General features: G+C 72.4%; 25 protein-coding genes and 1 tRNA gene. 10 read left to right on the top strand and 16 right to left on the bottom strand.

The features are described from left to right. Nucleotides 1–4: 4 nt before the first annotated feature. Nucleotides 5–418 carry a hypothetical protein gene (locus VGN74_RS08790; RefSeq protein ID WP_327447215.1) on the bottom strand — a complete coding sequence of 138 codons (414 nt, stop codon included), beginning with the start codon at nt 416–418 and terminating at the stop codon, nt 5–7. A gap of 95 nt (nt 419–513) precedes the next feature. Here VGN74_RS08790 and VGN74_RS08785 point away from each other — a divergent pair, with 95 nt between their 5' ends. Next, entirely contained in the window at nt 514–1,833 is a 1,320-nt protein-coding gene (locus tag VGN74_RS08785; protein ID WP_327447213.1) for an amidohydrolase, read from the top strand. A 61-nt stretch (nt 1,834–1,894) separates the two neighbouring features. Beyond that, on the top strand, nt 1,895–2,026 hold the full coding sequence (locus VGN74_RS08780; RefSeq protein WP_327447211.1) for a hypothetical protein: 132 nt from the start codon (nt 1,895–1,897) through the stop codon (nt 2,024–2,026). On the opposite strand, the gene dapE is transcribed toward VGN74_RS08780, so the two are convergent. Beyond that, on the bottom strand, nt 2,023–3,204 hold the full coding sequence (dapE, locus tag VGN74_RS08775; RefSeq protein WP_327447209.1) for a succinyl-diaminopimelate desuccinylase: 1,182 nt from the start codon (nt 3,202–3,204) through the stop codon (nt 2,023–2,025). The genes VGN74_RS08780 and dapE overlap by 4 nt on opposite strands. 41 nt (nt 3,205–3,245) lie before the next feature. On the opposite strand from dapE, the gene VGN74_RS08770 reads away from it, so the two are divergent. Both VGN74_RS08770 and VGN74_RS08765 read left to right on the top strand, forming a co-directional pair. After that, nucleotides 3,246–3,722, top strand: coding sequence for a cupin domain-containing protein (locus tag VGN74_RS08770; RefSeq protein ID WP_327447207.1), 477 nt, complete (start codon nt 3,246–3,248; stop codon nt 3,720–3,722). A gap of 26 nt (nt 3,723–3,748) precedes the next feature. Beyond that, nucleotides 3,749–5,011 (top strand): MFS transporter, encoded by a 1,263-nt coding sequence (locus VGN74_RS08765; RefSeq protein WP_414643539.1) that lies wholly within the window; start codon nt 3,749–3,751, stop codon nt 5,009–5,011. Nucleotides 5,012–5,203: 192 nt separating this feature from the next. Here the strand turns inward: VGN74_RS08765 and mscL are convergent, their stop codons facing one another. The 6 genes from mscL to aroA all read right to left on the bottom strand — a co-directional run bounded on the left by mscL (nt 5,204) and on the right by aroA (nt 10,384). Continuing rightward, nucleotides 5,204–5,623, bottom strand: coding sequence for a large-conductance mechanosensitive channel protein MscL (mscL, locus tag VGN74_RS08760; protein ID WP_327447203.1), 420 nt, complete (start codon nt 5,621–5,623; stop codon nt 5,204–5,206). Between the two features lie 28 nt (nt 5,624–5,651). Beyond that, the gene (locus VGN74_RS08755) at nt 5,652–6,146 is read right to left on the bottom strand and encodes a GNAT family N-acetyltransferase (protein ID WP_327447201.1); all 495 of its coding nucleotides are present in this window, start codon (nt 6,144–6,146) and stop codon (nt 5,652–5,654) included. A 4-nt stretch (nt 6,147–6,150) separates the two neighbouring features. Continuing rightward, nucleotides 6,151–6,441, bottom strand: coding sequence for an integration host factor subunit beta (locus VGN74_RS08750; protein ID WP_327447199.1), 291 nt, complete (start codon nt 6,439–6,441; stop codon nt 6,151–6,153). A gap of 135 nt (nt 6,442–6,576) precedes the next feature. Beyond that, on the bottom strand, nt 6,577–8,286 hold the full coding sequence (gene rpsA / locus VGN74_RS08745) for a 30S ribosomal protein S1 (RefSeq protein WP_327447197.1): 1,710 nt from the start codon (nt 8,284–8,286) through the stop codon (nt 6,577–6,579). Nucleotides 8,287–8,438: 152 nt separating this feature from the next. After that, a complete protein-coding gene (gene cmk / locus VGN74_RS08740) occupies nt 8,439–9,077 on the bottom strand; it encodes a (d)CMP kinase (RefSeq protein WP_327447713.1) in 639 nt (212 codons plus the stop codon). 5 nt (nt 9,078–9,082) lie between these two features. Then, nucleotides 9,083–10,384, bottom strand: coding sequence for a 3-phosphoshikimate 1-carboxyvinyltransferase (gene aroA / locus VGN74_RS08735; RefSeq protein ID WP_327447711.1), 1,302 nt, complete (start codon nt 10,382–10,384; stop codon nt 9,083–9,085). Between the two features lie 179 nt (nt 10,385–10,563). On the opposite strand from aroA, the gene VGN74_RS08730 reads away from it, so the two are divergent. The 3 genes from VGN74_RS08730 (at nt 10,564) to VGN74_RS08720 (ending at nt 12,059) form a co-directional block, all read left to right on the top strand. Continuing rightward, the gene (locus VGN74_RS08730) at nt 10,564–11,022 is read left to right on the top strand and encodes a TIGR02300 family protein (protein WP_327447195.1); all 459 of its coding nucleotides are present in this window, start codon (nt 10,564–10,566) and stop codon (nt 11,020–11,022) included. A gap of 129 nt (nt 11,023–11,151) precedes the next feature. Further along, nucleotides 11,152–11,227: transfer RNA gene (locus VGN74_RS08725), tRNA-Ala, on the top strand. Nucleotides 11,228–11,321: 94 nt separating this feature from the next. Continuing rightward, nucleotides 11,322–12,059, top strand: a complete 738-nt coding sequence (locus VGN74_RS08720; protein ID WP_327447193.1) for a DUF3800 domain-containing protein — start codon at nt 11,322–11,324, stop codon at nt 12,057–12,059. A gap of 117 nt (nt 12,060–12,176) precedes the next feature. On the opposite strand, the gene VGN74_RS08715 is transcribed toward VGN74_RS08720, so the two are convergent. Beyond that, on the bottom strand, nt 12,177–15,050 hold the full coding sequence (locus tag VGN74_RS08715; RefSeq protein WP_327447191.1) for a pitrilysin family protein: 2,874 nt from the start codon (nt 15,048–15,050) through the stop codon (nt 12,177–12,179). A 180-nt stretch (nt 15,051–15,230) separates the two neighbouring features. Between VGN74_RS08715 and VGN74_RS08710 the strand changes: the two genes are divergently transcribed. After that, nucleotides 15,231–15,608: a helix-turn-helix transcriptional regulator gene (locus VGN74_RS08710; RefSeq protein ID WP_327447189.1), complete on the top strand. Its 378-nt coding sequence runs from the start codon at nt 15,231–15,233 to the stop codon at nt 15,606–15,608. Between the two features lie 122 nt (nt 15,609–15,730). Then, nucleotides 15,731–16,516 carry a histidinol-phosphatase gene (gene hisN / locus VGN74_RS08705; protein WP_327447187.1) on the top strand — a complete coding sequence of 262 codons (786 nt, stop codon included), beginning with the start codon at nt 15,731–15,733 and terminating at the stop codon, nt 16,514–16,516. Between the two features lie 132 nt (nt 16,517–16,648). Here the strand turns inward: hisN and VGN74_RS08700 are convergent, their stop codons facing one another. The 3 genes from VGN74_RS08700 to VGN74_RS08690 all read right to left on the bottom strand — a co-directional run bounded on the left by VGN74_RS08700 (nt 16,649) and on the right by VGN74_RS08690 (nt 19,462). Next, a complete protein-coding gene (locus tag VGN74_RS08700) occupies nt 16,649–17,683 on the bottom strand; it encodes an alpha/beta hydrolase (RefSeq protein WP_327447185.1) in 1,035 nt (344 codons plus the stop codon). Next, nucleotides 17,680–18,600, bottom strand: a complete 921-nt coding sequence (locus VGN74_RS08695; protein WP_327447183.1) for a methyltransferase — start codon at nt 18,598–18,600, stop codon at nt 17,680–17,682. Before VGN74_RS08695 ends, VGN74_RS08700 begins: the two co-directional genes overlap by 4 nt. A gap of 109 nt (nt 18,601–18,709) precedes the next feature. Further along, the gene (locus VGN74_RS08690; RefSeq protein ID WP_327447181.1) at nt 18,710–19,462 is read right to left on the bottom strand and encodes a class I SAM-dependent methyltransferase; all 753 of its coding nucleotides are present in this window, start codon (nt 19,460–19,462) and stop codon (nt 18,710–18,712) included. A 313-nt stretch (nt 19,463–19,775) separates the two neighbouring features. Here VGN74_RS08690 and VGN74_RS08685 point away from each other — a divergent pair, with 313 nt between their 5' ends. Beyond that, a complete protein-coding gene (locus tag VGN74_RS08685; RefSeq protein ID WP_327447179.1) occupies nt 19,776–20,225 on the top strand; it encodes an Hsp20 family protein in 450 nt (149 codons plus the stop codon). Between the two features lie 84 nt (nt 20,226–20,309). On the opposite strand, the gene VGN74_RS08680 is transcribed toward VGN74_RS08685, so the two are convergent. From VGN74_RS08680 to VGN74_RS08665, 4 genes are read right to left on the bottom strand one after another with little or no spacing between them, the layout of a single operon-like run. Next, nucleotides 20,310–21,656, bottom strand: coding sequence for a pentapeptide repeat-containing protein (locus tag VGN74_RS08680; protein ID WP_327447177.1), 1,347 nt, complete (start codon nt 21,654–21,656; stop codon nt 20,310–20,312). 53 nt (nt 21,657–21,709) lie between these two features. Next, complete coding sequence (locus tag VGN74_RS08675; protein ID WP_327447175.1) at nt 21,710–22,330, bottom strand: bifunctional diaminohydroxyphosphoribosylaminopyrimidine deaminase/5-amino-6-(5-phosphoribosylamino)uracil reductase RibD; 621 nt, start codon at nt 22,328–22,330, stop codon at nt 21,710–21,712. Continuing rightward, on the bottom strand, nt 22,327–23,040 hold the full coding sequence (locus tag VGN74_RS08670; protein ID WP_327447173.1) for a 2,3-bisphosphoglycerate-dependent phosphoglycerate mutase: 714 nt from the start codon (nt 23,038–23,040) through the stop codon (nt 22,327–22,329). The genes VGN74_RS08675 and VGN74_RS08670 overlap by 4 nt, the downstream gene beginning before the upstream one ends. Nucleotides 23,041–23,089: 49 nt before the next feature. Then, nucleotides 23,090–24,139 (bottom strand): serine hydrolase domain-containing protein, encoded by a 1,050-nt coding sequence (locus VGN74_RS08665; RefSeq protein WP_327447171.1) that lies wholly within the window; start codon nt 24,137–24,139, stop codon nt 23,090–23,092. Between the last annotated feature and the right edge of the window lie 62 nt (nt 24,140–24,201).

Genomic DNA, 24,201 nt, shown 5'->3' with positions numbered 1-24,201 from the left:
CCGGTTAGGCCTTCGGGGCGGCCTCGTCCACCGGCCGCTCCGTCAGGTCGACGCCCTCCGCCGGCGGCCGCCGCTCGGGCAGACCCAGCCGCCGGCGCAGGGTCAGCAGGTCGACCCCCGGCGCGAGGATCTGCACCGCCTCGGGCCGGGCCGCATTGACCGCCGCCACCGCGCCCTTCGGGCAGATGTCGAGACAGCCGGTCTCGATCACTGCGATCTCGGCCTTGCGCCCCTTGCCGACCCGGAACTCCGGCTTGAGGTAGCGTTTCAGCGCCTTCCTCAGGGTCTGGTCGCCGTCCGGGCCGAACCCGCCGTCGGTCTTTTTGTCCAGCTTCTTCTGGCACTTGCGGCAGACGAGGATGACCTCGCGCCAGCGGGTGCGGGCGGTCCTGTCGGGCGCGGGCGGGGTCTTCGGCATGGCCTTCAGATGCGGACGGTCTGTGACAGCCGCAAGCGGTTGCGTCGGTCCGCCCCCTGCGCCCATGCTGGCGTCGCTGTTCAGGAGCCCCCGCCATGCGCCGATCCCTCATCCCCCTCGCCGCCGCCGTCGCCGTCCTGTCGGGCCTCGCGGCCAGCCCCGCGGCCGCCCAGGTCCCGGCCGCAACGGTGGCCGAGGCGGTCGAGGCGATCACCCCGAAGGTGGTCGACTGGCGCCGCGACCTGCACCGCCACCCCGAGCTGGGTTTCGCCGAGACCCGCACCGCCGGCGTCGTCGCCGCCCATCTGCGCGGGCTGGGGCTGGAGGTGCGCGAGGGGGTGGCGAAGACCGGGGTGATCGGCGTGCTGCGCGGCGCCCGGCCGGGCCGGGTCGTGGCCCTGCGCGCCGACATGGACGCCCTGCCGGTGCTGGAGGCCACAGGTCTGCCCTTCGCCTCGACCGCCACCGGAACCTACATGGACCAGACCGTGCCGGTGGCCCACGCCTGCGGCCACGACGCCCATGTGGCCATGCTGATGGGCGCCGCCGAGGTGCTGGCGGGCATGCGCGACCAGATCAGCGGCACGATCGTCTTCGTCTTCCAGCCGGCCGAGGAGGGCGCGCCTCCGGGCGAGCCGCTGGGCGGAGCCGCGCTGATGCTGGCCGAAGGCGCGCTCGACGACCCGGCGCCCGAGGCCATCTTCGGCCTGCATGTGGTGCCCGGCCGTCCGGGCACGATCTTCTACCGGCCGCAGGGCTTCATGGCCGCCTCGGACCGGGTCGACATCCGCCTGACCGGCCGCCAGACTCACGGCGCCTGGCCATGGCGGGGCGTCGATGTCATCGCCGCCGCCGCCGCCGTGGTGCAGACGGTCAACACCCTGACGGCGCGGACCATCGACCCGACCACCACGCCGACCGTCTTCACCATCGCCACCCTCGACGCCGGGGTGCGCTACAACATCATCCCGGCCGAGGCGACGTTGTCAGGCACCCTGCGCACCTTCGACGTGGCCCAGCGCGACGCCCTGGTGGCCCGGGCCGAAACCGCCATCGACCACGTCGCCGCGGCTCACGGGGCCGGGGCCGAATTCTCGGTCCGCCAGAACGCGGCCCTGGTCTTCAACGACCCCGGCCTGTCGGCCTGGCTTGCCCCGGTGCTGGGCGAGGCGGCGGGGGCGGACAACGTCAACCCGGCCACGCCCCCGACCACGGTGGCGGAGGACTTCAGCTACTTCCAGCAGCGGATTCCCGGGGTCTTCTGGCACCTCGGGGCCTCGGCCGACGGGGTCGACCCGGCCACCTCGCCGCCGAACCACTCGCCGGAGTTTGACGTCAACGAGGCGGTGCTGCCGGTCGGCGTCCGCGCCCATGTGCTGACGGCCCTGCGCTTTCTCGAGCAACCACGTTCGTGAACGGGGCCGAAAGCCTGACAGGCGGAGGCTGAGGCGTTTTGCGAGCCCCGCAGGTGTTCCGATGCGCCGTCTGCCCGTCGAGCTGCCGCCGGAAGGGCCCCGCCATGAGCGCGGGGGCAGTCTGTTCGGCCTGATCTGCCTCGTCGCCGGCCTGTTCACCCTCGCCTGGTGGGCCGCGGGGATGCTGTTCTAGCCCAGCACCCGCCGGATCACCTCGGCGTAAACGTCGGTCAGGGCCTCCAGCTCGGCCACCGGCACCCGCTCGTCGACCTGGTGCATGGTCTGGCCCACCAGCCCCAGCTCCAGCACCGGGCACAGGGCGCGGATGAAGCGGGCGTCGGAGGTGCCGCCGGTGGTCGAGGGCTCGGGCCGCCGCCCGGTCACCGCCTCGACCGCGTCCTGCACCGCCGCCACGAACGGCCCCGGCTCGGTCAGGAAGGCCTCGCCCGAGCACAGGTGCTCCAGGGTGATCTGCAGCCCGCTCTCCGCCTGGGCCTCGCCCGCCAGCCGGTTCAGCCAGGCCATCAGCCCGTCGCCGGTATGGGCCGGGTTGAACCGGATGTTCAGCCGCGCCTTCGCCTCGGCCGGAATGACGTTGGCCGCCGGATTGCCGATGTCGATGGTGGTGATCTCGAGGTTCGAGGGCGGGAAGGCCGGATAGCCCTCGTCCAGCACCTCGGCGTCCAGCCGCGCCAGCAGCCGCGCCAGCACCGGGGCCGGATTGGCCGCCCGCTCCGGATAGGCCACATGCCCCTGCTTGCCGTGCACGGTGATCCAGGTGTTCAGCGAGCCGCGCCGCCCGACCTTGATCGTGTCGCCCAGCACCGTGGCCGAGGAGGGTTCGCCGACGACGCAGGCGTCGATCACCTCGCCCTCGGCCTGCAGCGCCTCGACCACCCGCTTCGTCCCGTGCAGGGCCGGGCCTTCCTCGTCGCCGGTGATCAGGAAGCTGAGCGAGCCGTTCGGCTCCCCCTCGGCCAGCACCCGCGACACGGCGGCGACCCAGGCCCCGATGCCGCCCTTCATGTCGACCGTGCCGCGGCCGTACAGCACCCCGTCGCGCACCTCGCCGTCGAACGGCCCGGCCGACCAGGCCTCGGCCTGCCCCACCGGCACCACATCCGTATGGCCGGCGAAGCACAGGTTCGGACCCGCCGTCCCGCGCCGGGCGTAGAGGTTCTCGATGCGGGCGTGCACCCCGGTCCCGCCCGGCCCCTCGAAGGCCATGCGCCGGCAGGTGAAGCCCAGGGCGGTCAGCCGCCGCTCCAGCAGGTCCATCGCCCCCTCGTCGGCGGGCGTCACCGACGGCCGGGCCACCAGGGCGCGGGTCAGCTCGACAGGATCGATCACGGCGTCATTCACGGGGCTCATGGACTCGTGCTTTAGGGGCAGGCGCAGTCGCGGAGAAGCCCATGCCCCCGATCGATATCGCCGCGGCCCCCCGTCGCGACGGCACGGCCTATCCGGCGCCCCATGACGCCCCCTGCCGCGCCCGCCGCCGCCAGCGCCTCGGCAACGCCGTCGGCCTGACCCAGTTCGGCGTCAACCGGCTGGAGCTGGAGCCCGGAACCTGGTCGTCCCAGCGCCACTGGCACACCGCCGAGGACGAGTTCCTCTGGGTGCTGGAAGGCGAGGTGGTGCTGGTCGAGGACGCGGGCGAGACGGTCCTGCGCGCCGGCGACTGCGCCGGCTTCCCGAAGGGCGTCGCCAACGGCCACCACCTGGTCAACCGCTCGGACCGGCTCGCCGTGGTGCTTGAGGTCGGCGGCCGCGACCCGGACCACGACACCGTCACCTATCCGGACATCGACCTGCTCTACGTCGGCGGCGAGCCCGGCTACCGCCACCGCGACGGAACCCCCTACCCCGGCCCGGGACGGGTGAAGTGACGGACTCCCCCGAGGCGCCGCCGCCCGTGACCCCGCCGGCCGCTACGGCCGCGCTCGCGGATCATGGCGAGAACCCGTGGAAGATCCGCGACTTCCGCCTGCTCTGGCTGGGCCGGCTGACGGCGGTGCTGGCCATCCAGATCCAGTCCACCGCGGTGATCTGGCAGGTGCTGGAGATCGCCCGGCGCGACCACCCGATCGAACAGGCCAGCCTCTACGCCGGCATGGTCGGGCTGGTGCAGTTCATCCCCCTGCTGCTGCTGACCCTGCCCGCCGGGGAGATGGCCGACCGCCGCGACCGCAAGCTGACCGTCTCGGCCTGCATCGGCGGCGAGCTGGTCTGCGCCCTCGCCTTCCTCGGCCTCGCGCTGTCGGGCGAGCCGCCCCTGTGGGGGCTGCTGGGCGTCGCCGCCCTGTTCGGGGCCTGCCGCGCCTTCCTCGCCCCGGCCAGCCAGGCCCTGCTGCCCATGGTGGTCGGCATGAAGGCTCTGCCGCGCGCCATCGTCGCCCAGAGCCTCGCCTTCCAGACCGGCGCCATCGCCGGCCCGACCCTCGGCGGCCTCCTGCTGGCGGTCTCGACGCCCTTCGCCTACGCCGCCGCCACCCTCATGTTCCTCGTCGGGCTGGGCTGCTTCCTGCTGATCCGCACCGACGGCCGGCCGCGCACCCCGCCCGTCCACGGCCGCTGGGCCGCGGTGAAGGAGGGTCTGGCCTATGTCTGGCGCACCAGGGTGGTGATTGGCGCCATCTCGCTGGATCTGGTGGTGGTGCTGCTGGCCGGGGTGGCCCTGCTGGTGCCGGTGTTCGCCTCCAGCGTGCTGGACGTCGGCCCCCAGGGCTTCGGCCTGCTGCGCGCCGCCTTCGGGGTCGGGGCCCTGGTCATGGCCCTGTATCTGGCCCGCTTCCCGATCCTGCGCCGCGGCGGCCTGTGGATGTTCTCGGCGGTGGCGGTCTTCGGCGTCTGCACCCTGATCTTCGGCCTGTCGCAGGTGGTGTGGATCTCGGCCCTGGCCCTGTTCATCGGCGGCGCCGCCGACATGGTCAGCGTCAACATCCGTCAGACCCTGATCCAGATCGCCACCCCGGACGAGATGCGCGGCCGGGTCAGCTCGGTGTCGATGCTGTTCATCGGCGCCTCGAACGAGCTCGGCGAGGCCTGTTCCGGCGTCATGGTGCGCCTGCTCGGCCCGGTCGGGGCGGCGGTGTTCGGCGGCCTCGGCGCCCTCGCCGCCACCGGCCTCTGGGCCCGCGCCTTCCCCGGCCTGCGCAAGGCCGACCGCCTGACGTGAGGCGCGGTCGCAAGTTCATCACAGAGAGCACGAAGGGCGCACAGAGGGCACGGAGGGGTCGCGCCCACTGCGCCGCAGGCGCCTTGCGGGAGGCGGACGGAAGGCGCTTCGCGCTGAGGCCAACACCGCGGCCTTCGTGCTCTCCGTGCCTCTCTCCGTGAACTCCGTGACGAACCCCTGACCCCGCCAGCCTCAGCCCTTCGGGCGAGCGCGGAGCTCGTCGCGGATCTCGGCCAGCAGGGCCTCGGTCGGGGTCGGGGCCGCCGGCGGGGCCGGGTCCTGCGCCTGCTGTCGCCGCAGCCGGTTGATGCCCTTGACCATCAGGAACACCACGAAGGCCACGATCAGGAACTGGATCACCGTGTTGACGAAGGCGCCGTACTGGATCGCCACCTTCTCCACCGCCTCGGTGGCCGGATCCTCGGGGGCCAGCACCCACTCCAGGTTCGAGAAGTCGACCCGGCCGAGCAGCAGGCCGATCGGCGGCATCACCACCTGCTCCACGAGGCTGGTGACGATCTTGCCGAAGGCGGCGCCGATGATGACCCCGACCGCCAGGTCGATGACGTTGCCGCGGGCGGCGAACTCCTTGAACTCCTGAAACAGTCCCATGGCGGGCTCCCGTGTTGCGCCGGCCGGGTCAGGCGGGCAGGTCCAGATGAAGGAAGGTGGTGAAGGGGGTCGGGGCATAGCCGCCGAACGGCGGGCCCTCGACGAAGCCGCGCCGGCGGTAGAGGGCCAGGGCCGCGGCGAAGTCCGGCCCGGACCCGGTCTCGAGGCTCAGGCGGCGATAGCCGCGCGCCGCCGCCTCGCCGATCAGATGCTCCAGCAGCCGCGCCCCGACGCCCTGCCCCAGGGCCTCAGGCGCCGTGCGCATCGACTTGATCTCGCCGGTCGTCGCGTCCAGCGCCTTCAGCGCGCCGAGGCCAAGCAGCCGGTCGTCCTCCCACAGGGCGTAGAGGGCGATGTCGGGGCGCTGCAGCCCGCCGAGGTCCAGCACATGACAGGCGTCGGCCGGCGATTGGCCGCGCATGGCGGCGAAATGCAGCGCCAGCAGGTCGCGCACCCGGGCGTCGTCGAAATCCGCGGCGACGATCCGCGCCCCGCCGCCCGGCGTCACGGCCTCCGCCGCCACGGCCTCAGGCGTCGCCCGAGGCGTTCAGCCGCTCGCGCAGCTCCTTGCCGCTCTTGAAGAAGGGCACCGACTTGGCCGGCACCTCGACGGTCTCGCCGGTGCGCGGGTTACGCCCCGAACGCGCCGGTCGCGACCGCACCGAAAAGGCGCCGAAGCCGCGCAGCTCGACCCGGCCGCCCCCGGACAGGGCGTCGGTCATGCGGCCCAGCACGATGTTGACCACCCGCTCGACCTCACCGTGGGTCAGGTGCGGATTCTCGGTCGCCAGCCTGTCGATCAGCTCGGACTTGATCACCGGCCCCTCCCTGAGCGTTGATCCGCCGCCACCCTAGACCTCGCGCGGCACGGGAAAAAGCCCCGGTCGTCGCCGACCGGGGCTTTTCGTTCTTAACGGCGATGACGGGGCCCCCGCGAGCGGGGGCCGCCGCGATCACTCCTTGCCCGAGCGCTCGCGCAGGGCCGCGCCGAGGATGTCGCCCAGCGAGGCGCCGGAGTCCGACGAGCCGAACTGCTCGATGGCCTCCTGCTCGTCCTTCATCTCCAGCGCCTTGACCGACACCGAGATGCGGCGGCTGGCCTTGTCGACGTTGGTGACCATGGCGTCGATACGGTCGCCGACGGCGAAGCGTTCCGGACGCTGCTCGTTGCGGTCGCGGCTCAGGTCCGACTTGCGGATGAAGCTGCTGACCGGCGCGTCGTCCTCACCGAACTTGACCTCGATGCCGCCGGATTCCACCGCCGAGACGGTGACCGTGATCTGCTGGCCCTTGCGGTAGGTGTCGCCCTCGCCGATCGGGTCGCCGCCGAGCTGCTTGATGCCCAGCGAGATGCGCTCCTTCTCGACGTCGACGTCCAGCACCTTGGCCTTGACCATGTCGCCCTTGCGGTAGCGCTGGATGGCTTCCTCGCCCGAGACGCTCCAGTCGAGGTCCGACAGGTGCACCATGCCGTCGATGTCGCTGTCCAGGCCGATGAACAGGCCGAACTCGGTGGCGTTCTTGACCTCGCCCTCGACGGTCGAGCCGATCGGGTGGGCCTCTAGGAAGGCGTCCCACGGATTGGCCTGGGCCTGCTTCAGGCCCAGCGAGATGCGGCGCTTGGCCGAATCCACGTCCAGCACGACCACGTCGACTTCCTGCGAGGTCGAGACGATCTTGCCCGGGTGGACGTTCTTCTTGGTCCAGGACATTTCCGAGACGTGCACCAGGCCCTCGACCCCGGCTTCCAGCTCCACGAAGGCGCCGTAGTCGGTGATGTTGGTGATGCGGCCGGTGTACTTGGCGCCGACCGGATACTTGGCCTCGACGCCGTCCCACGGGTCGGCCTGCAGCTGCTTCATGCCGAGGCTGATGCGCTGGGTGTCCGGGTTGATCTTGACGATCTGCACCTTGACCGTGTCGCCGACGGCCAGCACCTGCGACGGGTGCGAGACGCGCTTCCAGCTCATGTCGGTGACGTGCAGCAGGCCGTCGATGCCGCCCAGGTCCACGAACGCGCCGTAGTCGGTGATGTTCTTGACGACGCCCTCGCGGACTTCGCCTTCCTGCAGCTGGCCGACCAGTTCGGTGCGCTGCTCGGCGCGGGCCTCTTCCAGGATGGCGCGGCGCGAGACGACGATGTTGCCGCGCGGACGGTCCATCTTGAGGATGGCGAACGGCTGCTCCTTGCCCATCAGCGGGCCGACGTCGCGGACCGGACGGATGTCGACCTGCGAGCCCGGCAGGAAGGCCGAGGCGCCGCCCAGATCGACGGTGAAGCCGCCCTTGACGCGGCCGACGATGACGCCGTTGACCGGGTGACCTTCGGCGAACACGCCTTCCAGACGGGTCCAGGCTTCCTCGCGGCGGGCCTTGTCACGGCTGATGACGGCCTCGCCCAGGGCGTTCTCGACGCGCTCCAGATAGACCTCGACGGTGTCGCCGAGCTTCGGCAGCACCGCGCCCTCGCCCTGGCCGAATTCGCGCATGGCGATGCGCCCTTCGGTCTTCAGGCCCACGTCGACGATGACGATGTCCTTCTCGATGCCGACGACGCGGCCGTGGACGACCTGGCCTTCGCCGAGATCGCGGCCCGACAGCTTCTCGTCGAGCAGCGCGGCGAAGTCGTCGCGCGTGGGGTTGAGGGTCTGGGTATCGGTCATGAACAGTCTTTGCTTGGGAGGGCGCGCGACCGGGCGAACCCGGCGCGGCGCGCCGTCAGGTTGTCAGGGGATGGAGTCGTGACGACGCGGGACCGGTGATCCTGAAAGCCCGCGGCGGCCGAGCGCGGCGCGTGGGATTTGTCCCTGGGGAGCTAGGCTCCGGTCCGGACGCACGCCGCCTCGACGATGCGGCGGGCCGCATCGAAGGCCGCCTCTATATCCAGATCGGTGGTGTCCAGCAAGACGGCGTCGGGCGCCTGCACCATCGGCGCGGCCCCGCGTCCGGCGTCGCGGGCGTCGCGGCGCTGGATGTCCTCCAGCATCTCCTCGAAGGCGATGGCCTCGCCGCGACCGGTCAGCTGCAGCCAGCGGCGACGCGCCCGCACCTCCGGCGTGGCGGTGACGAACAGCTTGGCCGGCGCGTCCGGGGCGATCACCGTGCCGATGTCGCGCCCGTCCAGCACCGCCCCGCCCGGCTGGGCCGCGAAGGCGCGCTGCAGCTCCAGCAGGGCCGCGCGCACGCCGGGGTGGCCCGCCACCCGGCTGGCCGCCTCGCCGGCCCCGCGCCCGGTCAGCTCGTCGGTCGCCGCCACCGCCTCGACGTTCAGGTCGCGCGCCACCTCCTCCGCCAGGCCGGCGTCCTCCAGCGAGCCGCGCGCGGCGATGACGCCGCGGCCGACCGCCCGGTACAGCAGGCCGGTGTCGAGATAGGGCAGGCCGAAGTGGGCGGCGAGGCGGGCGGCGATGGTGCCCTTGCCCGAGGCCGCGGGCCCGTCGACGGCGATGACCAGCGGGGTCACGCGGCGATCTCCGCGCCCAGCCCGGTCATCAGGCCGACGAAGCCGGGGAAGCTGGTGGCGATCATCTCCGGGTCGCGCACGGCCACGGGGGCCTGCGCCGCCAGTCCCAGCACCAGATGGCTCATGGCGATGCGGTGGTCATGGGCGGTGTGCACCGTGGCTCCGCCGGGCACGGGCCCGCCGGTGACGAGGAAGCCCTCGGGCTCCTCCTCCACCGCCACGCCGCAGGCGCGCAGGCCGTCGACCATCAGCCGGATGCGATCGCTCTCCTTGACCCGCATCTCGCCGACGCCGCGCATCACCGTGACGCCATCGGCAAAGGCGGCGGTGGCGGCCAGCACCGGATATTCGTCGATCATGGCGGCGGCGCGCGCCTCGGGCACGACCACGCCCCTGAGCCGCGAATGGCGGGCCGTGATGTCGCCGATCGCCTCCCCGCCGCTCTCGCGCCGGTTGGTGATCTCCAGATCCGCGCCCATCTCGCGCCAGGTGTCGAACAGGCCGGTGCGCAGCGGATTGAGCATGACGCCCTCCACCGTCACCGCCGAGCCGGGCGTGATCAGCCCCGCCGCCAGCGGGAAGGCCGCCGACGACGGGTCGCCCGGCACCGACACGTCGGCGCCGGTCAGCGGCTGGCCGCCGCGCAGCCGGATGATCCAGCCCTCGCCGTCATCCTCGACCCCCACCTCGGCCCCGAAGGCGCGCAGCATGCGCTCGGTGTGGTCGCGGCTCTTTTCCGGTTCGCGCACCACCGTCTCGCCGGCGGCGTTGAGCCCGGCCAGCAGGATGGCCGACTTGACCTGGGCCGAGGCCACCGTCTGGCGATAGTCGATGCCGCGCAGCGCCCCGCCGCTCAGGGTCACCGGCAGCCGGTCCTCGGCCGCCGCCCAGGCGAAGCGCGCGCCCATCCCGGCCAGCGGCCCGGTGACGCGCTTCATCGGCCGCTTCCGCAGGGAGGCGTCGCCGTCGAAGGTGGCGCTCAGGGGATAGCCGGCGGCCGCGCCCATCAGCAGCCGCACCCCGGTGCCGGCGTTGCCGCAGTCGATCACCGTCTCCGGCGACGTCAAGCCGCCGCCGCCCTCGACCCGCCAGCGGCCCTCGCCCAGCCGCTCGACCGTCGCCCCGAAGGCGGCGGCGGCGCGGGCCGTGGCCAGAACGTCGTCGCCCTCCAGCAGGCCCTCGACCCGGGTCTCGCCCGTCGCCATGGCGCCCAGGATCATGGCCCGGTGCGACATCGACTTGTCGCCGGGGGCGCGCACACGCCCTTGCAGCGGCCCGGAGGGGCGCGCGGTGAACACCGCGTCGGGCGCGGGACGGGCGGCGGACGTGGTCACCCGCGGGGCCTCCTTGCGCTCGGGGATCTGCTCGGGGAGAGGGCGCGACCGGGAGGTCCGCACCGATGGTTTTTGACAGCGGCCTTCCGCGGTGGCAAGGGAGCCGCCCGATTTCCCCCTCCCACGCGCAAGGCGAGACGACCGTGGCCAATCCCGAACTGGGCGCCAAGCAGATCTGCCCGAACTGTCAGGCCAAATTCTACGACCTGAACCGCCGCCCCGCCCACTGCCCCAAGTGCGGGACCGACTTCGACCCCGAGGACGCGCTGAAGAACCGCCGCGTGCGCGGTCGCGTCGGCGCCGGCTATGCGCCGGAAGAGGACGAGGAGGCCGAAGACCAGGTCAAGGCCAAGGCGGCCGGCGACGAGGACGAGGAAGAGGAGGTCACCGCCCCGGAGATCGACGAAGAAGGCCATGAGCCGATCCTGACGCCGGACGACGAGGACGATGACACCACCGCCGACGACGCCGGCATCGGCGCCGCGGGCGACGACGACGAAGCTCTCGCCGACGACGATGACGACTCCGTGCCCTTCATCGAGGATGAGGACGAGGACGACTTCGAGGACGAAATCCTGACCCCGGAAAAGGACGAAGACTGATCCGGATCAAGGGTTTGGCGGGCGGCCGAAAAAATCTTCGGCGCCCGCTTGATCGGCGGTCGGGCCTGACATAGGTTCCGCCGCCTCGCGACAGGCCTACGGGCCGGGCGCGGACCGGCCGAAAGGCTCGGGGCTATAGCTCAGTTGGTAGAGCGCTTGAATGGCATTCAAGAGGTCAGCGGTTCGACTCCGCTTAGCTCCACCAGTTTCGAAGGGCCCGGCGGAAACGCCGGGCCCTTTTGCTTTGGCCCGGACGCCCCCGTCTTGTGACAGCCCGGCACATCGGCTTCCCTGTAGAGATGGTGCGAGCCCGGTTCGATCCTTCGGCGTTCCAGACCGTCTATGTCGACGAGTCGAGCCAGACGAAACACCGCTATCTCGTCCTCGGCAGCCTGATCCTGAATACCGAGCATGAGGGCGCGCTGGCCGCAGAGTTGCTGACGGCGCGGCTACCGCAGCTTCCCAGCGGCGAGTTGGGCTGGACCAAGGTGTCCCGGACCAAGCTGGAAGCCTATCGGCGGGTCGTCGATGCCTTTTTCGACAACCCGTCAGGCTACGCTCCCCTGGAGTTTCACGCCCTCGTTCTCGACACCCGGCAGTTCAAGGACGCCCTCTACAACAGCGGCTCCCGGGAGATCGGGTTCAACAAGGAAGTCTTCCAGATCTGCAAAAAGGCCGCGCGCCTGCATCCGCGTCGCCTCCTGCACGTCTACCTCGACAGCCGGAACACGAAGAGCAGCACGGAGGAGCTCCGGCTGATCCTGAACCGCGACCGCGCCCGAAGCGGCGACAGACGTCCCTGGCCGTTCCGAAGGCTCCACTTCAGGAGCAGCGCAGACTGCCAGATCATGCAGCTACTCGATGTCCTGCTGGGCGGCCTCGCCTACCGCCTCAACGGCCACGACCTGGCGGAGGCCGCGTCACCCGCCAAGCGGGAGCTGTCCAGCCATATCCTTGCGCGCGCTGGGGTGAGAGACGCGATGCGCGACACGGCCATGTCGGGAAAGTTCACCATCTGGTATCGACAGCTCAGATGAGAGGCGTCCCGCGATCCTAGGCCGAAGCCGCCGTCTGGGACGGGCCCACTACCGGGGTAGTGGGTTCGGATCGCGGGAGTGGGTTCACTTTAGCCGAAAACCCCCGAAAAGTCGACGCTACTCCAGCAGATCATTGGCCGGGACCGGGGCGCCGTAGCCCAGGGCCTCGAGCCGCGGCCCCTGGGTCGCCGCGTCGCCGACCACCACATAGATCAGGGCGTCGGTGTCCAGCCGCGCCTCGGCCATGCGCCGCACCTGCTCGACCGTCAGCCCGTCGATGATGGCCGACTCGCGCGCCAGATAGTCGACCGGCAGGCCGAAGTCGCCGATCGCCTGCAGCACGCCCAGCTTGGCCCCGGCGGTCTCGAACGCCCGCGCCCGGCTCTTGGACAGGGCGCTGCGGGTCACCTCCAGATCCTCCTCGGTGAAGGTGGCGGCGTAGTCGCGCAGGATGTCGCGGGCCAGGGTCGCCGCCTCCAGCGTCACGTTGGAACGCACCGAGGTCTGCAGGTTGAAGTCGCCGAAGGTGCGGCCGGCCGAGAAGCTGGTGCCGACGCCATAGGTGTAGCCCTGGCCCTCGCGCAGCTGCTGGGTCAGGCGCGAGGCGAAGCCGCCGCCGCCCAGCCGGTAGTTCATCACCGTGGCGGCGTAGAAGTCCGGGTCATTCCGCGTCAGGGACGGGGAACCGAAGTTGAGCACCGACTGGGCCGCGCCGGGCACGTCGAACAGATAGACCCGCGCCTGATCCGGCCGCTGCGGCTGCGGCCAGGCCGGTACCTCCACCTCGCGGTCGGGCCAGCGGGTGGCGAGGCCATCCAGCGCCGCCACCGCCGCCACCCGGTCGACGTCGCCGACCACGCGGAAGCGGGCGTTGGACGGGGTCCAGTTGCCCAGCATGGCCTGCAGGTCGGCCATGGTCAGGGCCTCCACCGCCGCCGCATCGCCCAGCGGCGAGCGCGACAGGATGTGGTCCTCGCCATAGGCCAGCACGTCGTAAAGCCGCGCCGCCACGGCGGTCGGCTGGGCCCGCTGGGCCTGGATCTGCGCCGTCACCGCCGCCTTGGCCAGGGCCAGTTCGGCCGCGTCCCAGCGCGGCTCGAACAGCATCTCCTCGACCAGATCCAGCGTCGGGGTCAGGTTGCGCGACAGGGTCGTGCCGCGCACGAGGAAGCGCTCGTCGCCGGCCTGCACCGTCACCTGGGCGCCCAGCGCCTTGAAGGCGTTCTCCAGCTCGGCGGCGGTGCGGTTGCGGGTGCCGCGGCTCATCATCCGCGCCAGCAGATTGGCCGCACCCGGGCGCTCCGGGTCGTCGAACAGGCGGCCGCCGTCGACCGACAGCTCGAAGCTGACCACCGGCAGTTCGTGGTTCTCGATGCCCGAGACGTCCAGCCCATTGCCCAGCTCGGCGGTCCAGATCTCCGGCGGGGTGATCACCGGCGCCGCGCCGTAGGGCGGCTCCACCGTGCGGTCGAAGGACGACGGGGTGCGCTCGTAACTGGCCTGCTCCGCCCCGGCGTCGACCGGCGCCTCGGCGCCCTGGACGATCGGCTCGATCACCACCTCGGCCACCGTCGAGCCCTCCAGCGCGAGCGCCGTCTGGCCGCGCGGGGTGAAGCTGGTGGCCACATGCGGCCGGTCCTTCACATAGGTGCGGTAGACCCTGAGGATGTCGTCCGCCGTCAGGGCCCGCAGCGCCGCCAGATCGGCGTCCGCCGTGGTCCCGTACAGGTCATAGCGGGCCAGGGCCGCGCCCTTGCCCAGCACGCTGCCGAGACTGGTGTAGAAGCCGGCCTCGGCCTGGGTCTGCGCCCGCGCCAGCGCCGCCGGATCGACGCCCTCGGCCTCGAACCGCGCCAGGGCCTCGCGGATGCCCGCCTCGACCCGGTCCAGATCGACGCCGTCGAAGGCCGTGGTCTGCAGCAGGGCGAAGCCGGCGATCTGCTGCGCCTGGTGGAAGCCCGACACCTCGTCGGTCAGCTGCAGCTCGTCGACCAGCACCTGGGTCAGGGGAGCGTCGCGGCCGTCGGTCAGCAGGGTGAACAGCACGTCCAGCGCCGCCTCGTCCGGGTGCCCGCGCTCGACCGTCGGGAAGGCCAGGGTCAGCTGCGGCAGGGTGGCGTAGTTGTCCTCGTGCATCAGCCGCCGGGTCGCCGTCAGCCGCGCCGGCTGCGCCGCCGGCCCGCCGGCCTCGGCCCCTTGCGGGATCTCGCCGAAATAGCGCTGCACCCAGGCGATCGTCTGGTCCGGATCGATGTCGCCGGCGATCACCAGCGTCGAGTTGTTGGGGGTGTACCAGCGCCGGTAGAAGGTCTGCACATCCTCCAGCGTGGCCGCGTCGAGGTCGGCCAGCGAGCCGATCACCGGCCAGCTGTAGGGGTGACCCTCGGGGAACAGGTTCTCGAGGATGACGCCATAGGTGTGGCCATAGGGCCGGTTGTCGACCGACTGGCGCTTCTCGTTCTTGACGACCTGCTTCTCCTTGGCGAGCACGGCGTCGGTCACGGTGTTGATGAAGTAGCCGAGCTTGTCCGCCTCGGCCCAGATCATCTTCTCCAGCGCGTCGTTCGGGACCGTCTGCAGATAGTCGGTGATGTCGAAGCTGGTGGAGCCATTGGCCCCGGAGCCGCCGATCCGCGCGCTCATCCGGTCCAGCCCGCCCGGCCCGAGGTTCTCGGAATCGAGGAAGAACAGATGCTCGAACAGGTGGGCGAAGCCGGTCCGGCCCGGCTCCTCGCGCGCCGAGCCCACCCGCGCCGCCAGCACCACCGCCGCCACCGGGTCGGAGCGGTCGATGTGCAGGATCACCCGCAGCCCGTTGGCCAGCCGGTACTCCTGCGTCGGGATCAGCCCTTCGGTGCGCCGCACCTCGACCGGCGGGGCGATCGCCGTCGCCGCGGCAGGATCCGCCGTCTGGCCGACAGCGATCCCGCCGGTCCCGGCGGCGAGGGCGAGGCCGGCGGCGCCGGCGAGAAGCAGCTTGCGAAACGACATGTGGACATCCCCGAAACGGTTCGGCCGGGACGCTACCACCGGGGCCGCCCGGGGCAAGGGCGCGACCCGCCGCTTTGTCGCCGTCGTTCGCTCGTCACGGGAGACAGGCATGGAGCTTGCGACGATCGAGGCGAACCGTGCCGTTTCGGGACGGTCCTGAGCTAAGGGGACGAGAAGGCCATGGCCTCCGACATCGATCTTCACCTGGGTCGCCGCCTGCGCCGCCGCCGCCGGCTGCTGGGCCTGACGCAACAGCAGCTGGCCGTGCAGGTCGGCATCCGCTTCCAGCAGATCCAGAAGTACGAGTGCGGCGCCAACCGCATCTCCGCCGCCCGCCTGTGGCAGCTGGCCGAGGCGCTGGAGACGCCGGTGAGCTATTTCTACGACGGCCTGACCGAGGCGCTGGACCGCCGCGACTCCGGCTCGGGCTCGGGCGAGGTCTTCTCCCGCAAGGAGACGATGGACCTGATCCAGGCCTACTACCAGCTCGGCGAGCGGCCCCGCCGCCGCCTGCTCGACCTGGCCAAGTCGCTGCACGCCGAGGGCGATCCGGTCTGAAGTGAGCGCGTAGGGCTTGGTGAGTAGGGCTTAGGGCTTAGGGCAATACTCAGTGTCGGCTATAGGGGCCGTAACGATCCGGCCCCCAAGCCCTAAGCCCTACTCACCAAGCCCTGGCCTCCATGACCGACCTTGAAGCCTTCGCCGTCGACCTCGCCCGCATCGGCGGCGCCGCCGCCCTGCCGTGGTTCCGGGGCGAGGTGGGGATCGAGAACAAGGCGGCCGGCGGCGGCTATGACCCGGTCACCGAGGCCGACCGCGCCGCCGAGGCCGCCATGCGCCAGGCCATCGCCGCCCGCTACCCGCATCACGGGGTGATCGGCGAGGAGTATGGCGAGGACCGTCCGGACGCGGAGCATGTCTGGGTGCTCGACCCGATTGACGGCACCCGCGCCTTCGTCGCCGGCCTGCCCCTGTGGACCTGTCTGGTCGGCCTGACCGAGGCGGGCGCCCCGGTCGTCGGAGCCATCGGCCAGCCCTATCTGGGCGAGGTCTTCGCCGGCGGGCCCTCGGGCGCGCGGCTGGTCAACCGCGACGGCGAGACCCCCCTGCGCGCCCGGCCCTGCCCGAAACTGACCGAGGCGGTGCTGGCCACCACCGATCCGGACATCTTCACCGGCGCCGAACTGGGCGCCTTCACCCAGGTGCGGGCGACGGCGCGCCTGACCCGGCTGGGCTGCGACGCCTACGCCTACGCCATGGTCGCCGCCGGCCGCATCGACATCGTCGTCGAGTCCGGCCTCAAGCCGTGGGACTGGACCGCCCTGGCCCCGGTGGTGCGCGCCGCCGGCGGCGCCCTCGTCAACTGGCGCGGCCAGGCCCCCGACGCCGGCGGCCAGGTGCTGGCCGTGGGCGACGCCGCCCTCATCGACCAGGCCCTCGTCACCCTGCGCCGCTCGGCTCTGTAGGGGTAGCTCTGAAATCCAGAGTGTCGTCACCCCCGGGCTTGTCCCGGGGGCCCATCGGTCCGCCGGGTGCGATCCGCGGACGTCTCTGGCGGGACGTGAAAGCCGCGCGCCGCCGCGCCTGACTCCTGGCCCCTACGGCGCAGGCTCCGCCGCCGCCGCCGGTTCGGGGATCACCGCCGCCGCGCCCGCCGGGGCCAGATAGTCGGCGAGGGCGTCGAACTCCTCGAGGAAGGCGGCGCGGCGCTCGTCCGTCTCCATGATGATCTCGTGGCGCGCCCCGGCCACCTCGACATAGCGGCCGCGGCCCAGCCGCTTGGCGGCCCAGCGGGCGGTCTGCTTCCACACCCGGTCGTCGTCGCCGGACTGGACGATCGACACCGGCACGGTCACCGCCTTCAGCGCCTTGGGCTTCAGGCAGCGCTCGCCGATCTCCAGCGCCACGCCCAGCCAGCCCCAGGTGGGCCCGCCGATGGCCAGGTGCGGACAGGCGAACAGCTGCTGCCGCCACAGCTCGTAGCGGGTCTCGTCGGAGGTCAGGGCGTCCTCCTCGAAGGTGTGCTCGAACGGATCGTCCATGTCGCCCAGCACATAGTCGGCGGCCCGGCCGTGGCGCAGGTTCCAGCGCACCGCCAGCTTGACCGACCACATGGAGCGCTTGCCGGTGCGGATGCGCAGCATGGGGCTGGACAGCAGGGCCCCGGACAGCCGGGCCTCGCCGGCCTGCAGACTCATCAGGTTCAGCGCCCCGCCCATGGAGTGGCCGACGGCGATCCACGGCCGCGGGGCCCGGCCCTCATAGGCGTCGAGCAGGCGGCTGTAGTCGTCGAGGAACTCCTCGGCCGCCCGGGCGTGGCCCTTCAGCCGGTCCGGCAGCAGCCGCGCCGACAGGCCCTGGCCGCGCCAGTCGTGGGCCAGCACGCAGAAGCCGCGCGCCAGGAAGTTGCCGATCACCTCGAAATACTTCTCGATCGGCTCGGTCCGGCCCGGGCTGACGATCACCGTGCCGCGCGGCGCGGCGGCGACCAGGCTCGACGGGGTCCAGAAGGCGCTGCGCAGGCGCAGGCCTCCGGCGCCGCGGAACCACTCGCCGACGCCTCCGGGCGGGGCGGCGGCGCCGGGCACCCCCATCAGCGGGGCCTGGGCGGCGAAGGCGGCGGCGCGGTTCACTCGGGCTTCCTGAACTTGAGGGTCATGCGGTCGCTCTCGCCGATTTCCTCGAAACGGGAGCGGTCAAAGGTCGGGTCCGGCGGATCGCCCGGCGGGGCGGTCAGCCGGATCGGCGGCAGGGTGTCGACGCCGAACGGATGGTTCTTGGTGTCGCGCGGATTGGCGTTGACGTCCGAGGCGGCGACGAAGGCGAAGCCGGCCTCGGCCGCCAGCTGGCGCACGAAGGCTTCCTGGACGTAGCCGTTGGCCGCGGCCGGGTCCTGGTCGGCGTCGGGGGCGAGCCGGTGCTGCTCGATGCCCAGCACCCCGCCGGGCCGCAGGGCGGCGAAGGCGTCGGCGAAGGCCTTCTCGGCCAGGCCCGAGGCCATCCAGACGTGCAGGGTGCGCATGAACAGCACCATGTCGACCGTCCCGGCCGGCGCCAGCGCCTCGCTGGTGGGGCCGAAGGTGGTGAACTCGATCTCGCCGTAGAGGCTGCGGTCCTCGCTGAAGCGCGCCTGGAAGGCGGCGTTCAGCGCCGCCTGGGTCGGGTCCGCCCCGGGGCCGACAGGGAAGCCGGCGGCGTAGAGCTTGCCGCCGCCCTTGGCCAGATAGGGCGCAAGGATCTCGGTGTACCAGCCGCTGCCGGGCCACACCTCGATGACCCGCATGTTCGGGCGCAGGCCGAAGAAGCGCAGCGTCTCCACCGGGTGGCGCCACTCGTCCCGGGCCCGGTCGCGCTCCCGCCACGCCCCCTCGACGGCCCACTCCAGAGACCCCTCCGGCGGACCGACCGTCTCGGCGGTCTCGGCCGGCGCCTCGGCGGCCGGCTCGGCCCGTCCGCAGGCGGCCAGCGGCAGCAGCGCCAGGGCCGCCGCACCCGCCAGCAGCCGCCGGCGGGCGACGAACACGCTAGGCTCCGGCGACCGGTCTGACATCGACACTCCCCGTCCCGCGTCCGCCTGCGCGGCCGCCTCGGCGCGTCCGGGATTAACGGCGTTCCCGCCGGGCGTCAAAGCCTGACCGGCCCCGGATCGGCGCGACCGCTCAGCCGGCCGGCTTGCGCAGCCGCAGGGTCATGCGGTCGCTCTCGCCGATGGCGTCGAACGCGGCCCGCTCCTCGGCCGTCAGGGTGCGTTCGCCCTGCTGCGAGGTGCGCACCGGCGGCAGCGTCCAGACCCCGAACGGATGGTCGCGGTCATCGGCGGTGTTGGCGTTGAGCTCGGAGCGCTCGTCCAGCACCAGGCCGGCGCGGCCGGCCGCGGCGATGACATAGGCCTCGGAGACATAGCCGGTCGGGGCGGTGGCGTCCGGATCGGTCCCCTCGGCGGCGCGATGCTGTTCGACCGCGAGGATGCCGCCGGGCTTCAGGATGCGGGCGAACTCGGCCATGCGGGCGTCGGTGGCCCCGGCGCGGTGCCAGCCATGGATCGAGCGGGCCACCAGCACCATGTCGGCCGAGCCGTCGGCCACGGCGGCCAGCTGCTGGGCGTTGTTGGCGCCGACCCAGGTCCCGCCGGTGGCGGCCAGATAGGGCTGCAGGATGTTGCTCCACCAGCCGGCGGCGCCCGGCTGGATCTCGACCACCGTCATGCCCGGGGTCAGGCCCCAGAAGGTCAGGCTCTCATAGGGGCGGCGGAAGGCGTCGCGGGCCCGGTCAGCGGCCGGGCGGGCCTCGGAGGCCACGGCGGCGCGCAGGGCGGCGTCCTCGGCGACCGCGGCGGTCGGCGCCAGCAGGGCAGCGGTCCCGGCGGGAACGGCGAGGGCGAGAAGGGCGGCGGCGAGAAGCGTCGGGCGCATGGTCGGGGTCTCCCTGGAGTCGCCCGTCTGGAGCGGGCGCGCGGCATCTGGCCCATGCCGCCGCCCCGAGGCAAGGCGCCGCGGCCCGCGATCACCGCGCCGGCAGGGCGACCGATGGGCGCAGCCGGCCCGCCCCCGACGCCGCCCCGGCCGCCCCTTGACGCTTCGGGGCCGGCTTCCAATCTGTTTCCCGGGACGCGCCGACAGGGCGTCTCACGGACGACCGGGGCCCTTGCGGACCGGACGTTCTCCGCCATCCGTCCCGGGCTTCTTCGGGGCGGGTTGACCTTGCTGATGTCAGGAGGATTGACACATGCGTACCATCGACTTCTCGCCCCTGTACCGTTCGGCCGTGGGCTTCGATCGCCTCGCCACCCTGCTCGAGAGCGCCGCGCGCACCGGCGACGGCAGCGGCTGGCCCCCCTACAACATCGAGACCACCGGCGAGAACGCCTACCGCGTCGAGGTGGCCGTGGCCGGCTTCGGCCCCGACGAGCTGACCGTCGAGGTCAAGGAAAATCTCCTGACCGTCACCGGCCGCAAGACCGCCAATGACGACGGCCAGCGCACCTTCCTGCATCGCGGCCTCGCCGAGCGCGACTTCGAGCGCCGCTTCCAGCTGGCCGACTATGTCGTGGTGACCTCGGCGAAGCTGGAGAACGGCCTGCTGTCGATCGACCTGAAGCGCGAGCTGCCCGAGGCGCTCAAGCCCCGGCGCATCGAGATCGCCACCCCGGCCCTGATCGAGGGCCGGGCGGCTTAAGGCCCCTGTATCGTAAGGCCCCTGTATCGACAGACTTCCGAAGGGGCGGCGCGGCGGCGTCGCCCCTTTTTCATGGCCGCCGCCTCAGGGCTCGCGCCGCTCCAGCCCGATGGCGGCCGTGAGGATGGCGCCGCCCAGGTCGGCGTTGCGCACCTGGGCCCCGTGCAGCCGCGCCCGGCTCAGGTCCGCCCCGGTCAGCACCGCCCGGCTCAGGTCGGCGCCCGACAGGTCCGCGCCGCGCAGCTTCGCCCCCGACAGGTCCGCCGGCAGCAGCCGGTCCGGCCCGATCAGCAGCGGGCCCAGCTGGGCCTCGCGCAGGTCCGAGCCGCCCAGCCGCGCCCCGACCAGCCGCGCCCCGCGCAGGTCGGCCCGGCGCAGCCGGCACGACCGCAGGTCGGCGCCCTCCAGCCGCGCGCCCTGCAGCTGCACCCCTTCCATGTCCAGCCCGTAGAAGACGGCGTTGCGCGCCGACAGGGCGGTCAGGTTCAGGCCGACGATCGACTTCAGCGGCCGCAGATCCACGCCGTCGAACACCGACGGACTGCCCTCGGCCCCGCCGGTCTCGCACCAGCGGGCATGCTCGCGCAGCATCTCCGCCGCCGGCAGGGCGTCCAGCGCCGCCCCGGGCGAGTGGTCGTCGGTCAGGGCCCCTTCCATGTCCGCCTTGTCGGCGCGCCACATCGTCGTGCGCGCCCCCACCAGCACCGCATCGCGCAGATCGGCCCCGGTCAGGTCGGCCCCCGACAGGTCGGCGCCGGCCAGGTCCGCGCCGCGGAAATTGGCCTGCTTCAGATTGGCCCGGACCAGCTTGCAGTCCTTCATCACGGCGTCGGAGAAGTCGGCCGAGATGGCGATCACGCCGGACAGGCGCGACCGCTGCAGATTGGCCCCGGACAGGTTCACGCCGTTGGCGCGCGTATCGTAGCTGGCGCGCGGCTCGAGGATGCGGAAGCCGGCCTTGGCGTCCGCCGCGGCCAGGGTGCCTTCGCGCAGGTCGGCCTCGAACAGGTCCGCCCCGATCAGATTGGCGCCCTTCAGGCAGGCCCCGCGCAGGTCGGCGCGCCGCAGACTGGCCTCCTCGAGGGTGGCGTTAGCCAGGTCGGCCCCGAACAGGGTGGCGTTGTCCAGCTTCGCGCCGGACAGGTCGCAGTCGGTCAGCCAGGCCCCGGCGAAGTCGGCGTCGGCCAGATGCCGCCCGCGCAGCGACAGGCCGCTCAGGTCGCACCAGGCGAACACCGCCCGGGCCCCGCCGCTCTTGCAGCGGAACAGCCGGTCGTGGCGGGCGCAGATCAGGTCGACCTCGGCCTGGGTCAGGCGGCGCCGGGTCGCGGTGCCGTCGCGCGCCGTGACCCCGCCGACGGGCGCAGACGTCAGCGCTTCGCCGGCGACAGGCGACGGGGATGACGGAGCAGGGGCCGGAACGGCGGTCATGACGCCTGATCCTGCCCGCTCGAGCCTTAACGAAGTTCTGCAATCACGCGGCTTTAGCCGGTGAGAAGCCCCTGGGCGCGCAGGGCCTCCGCCAGGTCGCCCTCGGGCACCCACAGCCGGGTGTAGCCCGCCTCGCCCAGCCGGGTCAGCTCGGCCTTCAGATCAGCGCGCGGCGCGGCCGCGAACTGGGCGTCGAAACCCGCCCCGTCCCGCGCCGTCCGCACCATCGGCCGGCCGGTCTCCAGCCGGTGCAGATAGCCCTCGTAGAGCACCCGCGCATCCTCCGCGAGCAGGCCGGTCTCGACCTCCAGCCCGGCCTTGCGCAGCCGCTCGACGCCGCGGCCCGAGGCGAAGGGCGAGGGGTCCAGGGCGGCGATCACCACCCGCTGGATCCCCGCCTCGACGAGGAAATGCGAGCACGACTTGCGCCCCGACGAGCGCGCGCCGCAGGGCTCGAGGGTGACATAGGCCGTGGCGCCCCGCGCCGCCTCGCCGGCGGCGGGCACGGCCTGCTCCTCCGCATGGGGCCGGCCGCCGGAGGCCGTGGCCGCCTCGGCCAGCACCTCGTCGCCGCGGGCGATGACGCAGGCCACCGCCGGATTGGGCCAGGTCCGCCCCATGGCCGCCAGCGCCAGAGCGATGGCGCGGCCCATATGGCGGGCGTCGTCCGTCACGGCAGGACCGGCAGGGCTTCGGCGCGGTCGGCGTCCAGATAGCGCGCCGCCGTCGGCTTCAGGCCGGCGTCGAGGGTGATCTCCAGCGGATTGCCGGTCGGGATCTCGACCCCGACGATCCGGTCGTCCGGCACGGCGAACAGCAGCTTGACGATCGCCCGCAGCGAATTGCCATGCGCGGCGATCAGCACGTCCTCGCCGGCCTTCAGCCGCGGCGCGATCTCGGCGTCCCAGTAGGGCGCGACCCGGTCCAGCGTGGTCTTCAGGCTCTCGGTGTCCGGGATCGGCTGGCCGGCGTAGCGCGGATCGGCGGTGAAGTCGTACTCCCCGCCCGGGGCCAGCGGCGGCGGCGGCACATCATAGCTGCGGCGCCAGATGTGCACCTGGTCCTCGCCGTGCTTGGCCGCCGTCTCGGCCTTGTTGAGCCCGGTCAGGCCGCCGTAGTGGCGCTCGTTCAGCCGCCAGTCGGCGATCACCGGCGTGTCGCCCAGCCCCGCCGCGGCCAGCGCCGCCGACCCGGTCTTCTGCGCCCGCTTCAGCACCGAGGTGAACATCACCGCCGGGCGGAAACCGGCCGCGGCCAGCAGCGTCCCCGCCTTGGTCGCCTCGGCCTCGCCCCGGTCGGTCAGGTCGACATCGACCCAGCCGGTGAAGCGGTTCTCGAGGTTCCACTGGCTCTGGCCGTGGCGCAGCAGGATCAGGCGCGGCATACGAAGCTCCGATGACAGGCCTTCCGCCTAGGACCCGTATGGGCGGGGGTCAAGCGGCCGGGGCGGCGCCGCAGACCAGGGCCGACAGCAGGTCGACGGTCAGGCCCGCGCCGCTCCAGGGCTCGCCGAAGTCCGTGCGGGCCTGATCGGTCCAGGCCACAAGCGCCGTGTTGCGCTCCACCAGCATGAGGTTACGCACCTGCACCCCCGAGATCGCGCCGCGCCGCTCCACGAGGGTCACCGTCTCCCCCGCGCAGCGCGGCAGCGCGACGGGATAGACCCAGACCGACAGGCCGGAAAAGTTGCTGGCCGGGTCAGCCGCGAACATGGCCGCGCGCGACGCCGGCGACACCAGCCGGCCGTCCATCAGCGCCTGGTCGAGCTTCAGCATGTCCGCAACGGTCCCGTAGAGACCGCCCGCAGGACCGTAGGCGGCCGGATCCACCCGGGGCTCGGGCGCCTCGCCATCGCGCCCTTCCTGACGCGGCCCGGCCGGCAGCCTCAGCGACGCCAGTCCCAGCGGTTCGCTGATCCGTGTCCGGACAAGCTCGCCGTAGGCCTGGCCCGTGATGGCCTCAAGAAGCCCGGCCAGCACCAGATAGTCGCAATTGTTGTAGCTGAAGGCCGCGTCGGCGGCCGCCTTCGGGGCGGCGGCGCAGACGGTCCGCCAGTCCACGGCGCCGTCCTGGTACACGTCCGGCATGCCGTCCCCGTCGCCGTCCGGCAGGTCGTCCGGATTCGCCAGCCCCGACCGGTGCCGCAACAGCTGCGCCAGGCTCGTCTCGCCATTGACCGGCCAGTCAGGCAGGTAGCGCGACAGCGGCGCGTCGAGCGCGAGCCGACCTGCGTCCACCTCCTGCAGCACGAGGATGGCGGTGACCATCTTGGTCACCGAGGCCCAACGGACCACGTCTGCCGGCCCGGGGCCAGGCTGTTCCGCCGGTCTGAAGGCCCGCACCGTCTGCAGCTGGCCATCCGCCTGCACGCCGATCAGGCCCGAGAAGCCCGCGACCTCCGCGACCTCCCTCACCGGATCGGCCATTGCGGGCGCGGCCACCGCCATCGCCAGCGCCGCAATCCAGCCGACCCCGATCCGCATGTTCAACTTCCCCGCGCGATGTTGCACCCCTAGCACGGCTCGCGCGTTGTTGCCCGCCCCTT

Origin of the sequence: Brevundimonas sp. (genome assembly GCF_035998205.1) — a bacterium.
GTDB lineage: Bacteria > Pseudomonadota > Alphaproteobacteria > Caulobacterales > Caulobacteraceae > Brevundimonas.
The sequence above is the reverse complement of the archived record's forward strand: the minus strand, read 5'-3'. Positions and strand labels throughout refer to the sequence as shown.

Coding starts and splice junctions, on each gene's coding strand:
- VGN74_RS08670 (WP_327447173.1), bottom strand. CDS start 23,040: ATGCCGCGCCTGATCCTGCTGCGCCACGGCCAGAGCCAGTGGAACCTC.
- VGN74_RS08685 (WP_327447179.1), top strand. CDS start 19,776: ATGCGTACCATCGACTTCTCGCCCCTGTACCGTTCGGCCGTGGGCTTC.
- VGN74_RS08790 (WP_327447215.1), bottom strand. CDS start 418: ATGCCGAAGACCCCGCCCGCGCCCGACAGGACCGCCCGCACCCGCTGG.
- mscL (WP_327447203.1), bottom strand. CDS start 5,623: ATGGGACTGTTTCAGGAGTTCAAGGAGTTCGCCGCCCGCGGCAACGTC.
- VGN74_RS08785 (WP_327447213.1), top strand. CDS start 514: ATGCGCCGATCCCTCATCCCCCTCGCCGCCGCCGTCGCCGTCCTGTCG.
- VGN74_RS08715 (WP_327447191.1), bottom strand. CDS start 15,050: ATGTCGTTTCGCAAGCTGCTTCTCGCCGGCGCCGCCGGCCTCGCCCTC.
- dapE (WP_327447209.1), bottom strand. CDS start 3,204: ATGAGCCCCGTGAATGACGCCGTGATCGATCCTGTCGAGCTGACCCGC.
- VGN74_RS08780 (WP_327447211.1), top strand. CDS start 1,895: ATGCGCCGTCTGCCCGTCGAGCTGCCGCCGGAAGGGCCCCGCCATGAG.
- rpsA (WP_327447197.1), bottom strand. CDS start 8,286: ATGACCGATACCCAGACCCTCAACCCCACGCGCGACGACTTCGCCGCG.
- VGN74_RS08665 (WP_327447171.1), bottom strand. CDS start 24,139: ATGCGGATCGGGGTCGGCTGGATTGCGGCGCTGGCGATGGCGGTGGCC.
- VGN74_RS08770 (WP_327447207.1), top strand. CDS start 3,246: ATGCCCCCGATCGATATCGCCGCGGCCCCCCGTCGCGACGGCACGGCC.
- VGN74_RS08690 (WP_327447181.1), bottom strand. CDS start 19,462: ATGCGCCCGACGCTTCTCGCCGCCGCCCTTCTCGCCCTCGCCGTTCCC.
- hisN (WP_327447187.1), top strand. CDS start 15,731: ATGACCGACCTTGAAGCCTTCGCCGTCGACCTCGCCCGCATCGGCGGC.
- VGN74_RS08720 (WP_327447193.1), top strand. CDS start 11,322: ATGGTGCGAGCCCGGTTCGATCCTTCGGCGTTCCAGACCGTCTATGTC.
- VGN74_RS08680 (WP_327447177.1), bottom strand. CDS start 21,656: ATGACCGCCGTTCCGGCCCCTGCTCCGTCATCCCCGTCGCCTGTCGCC.
- VGN74_RS08710 (WP_327447189.1), top strand. CDS start 15,231: ATGGCCTCCGACATCGATCTTCACCTGGGTCGCCGCCTGCGCCGCCGC.
- VGN74_RS08695 (WP_327447183.1), bottom strand. CDS start 18,600: ATGTCAGACCGGTCGCCGGAGCCTAGCGTGTTCGTCGCCCGCCGGCGG.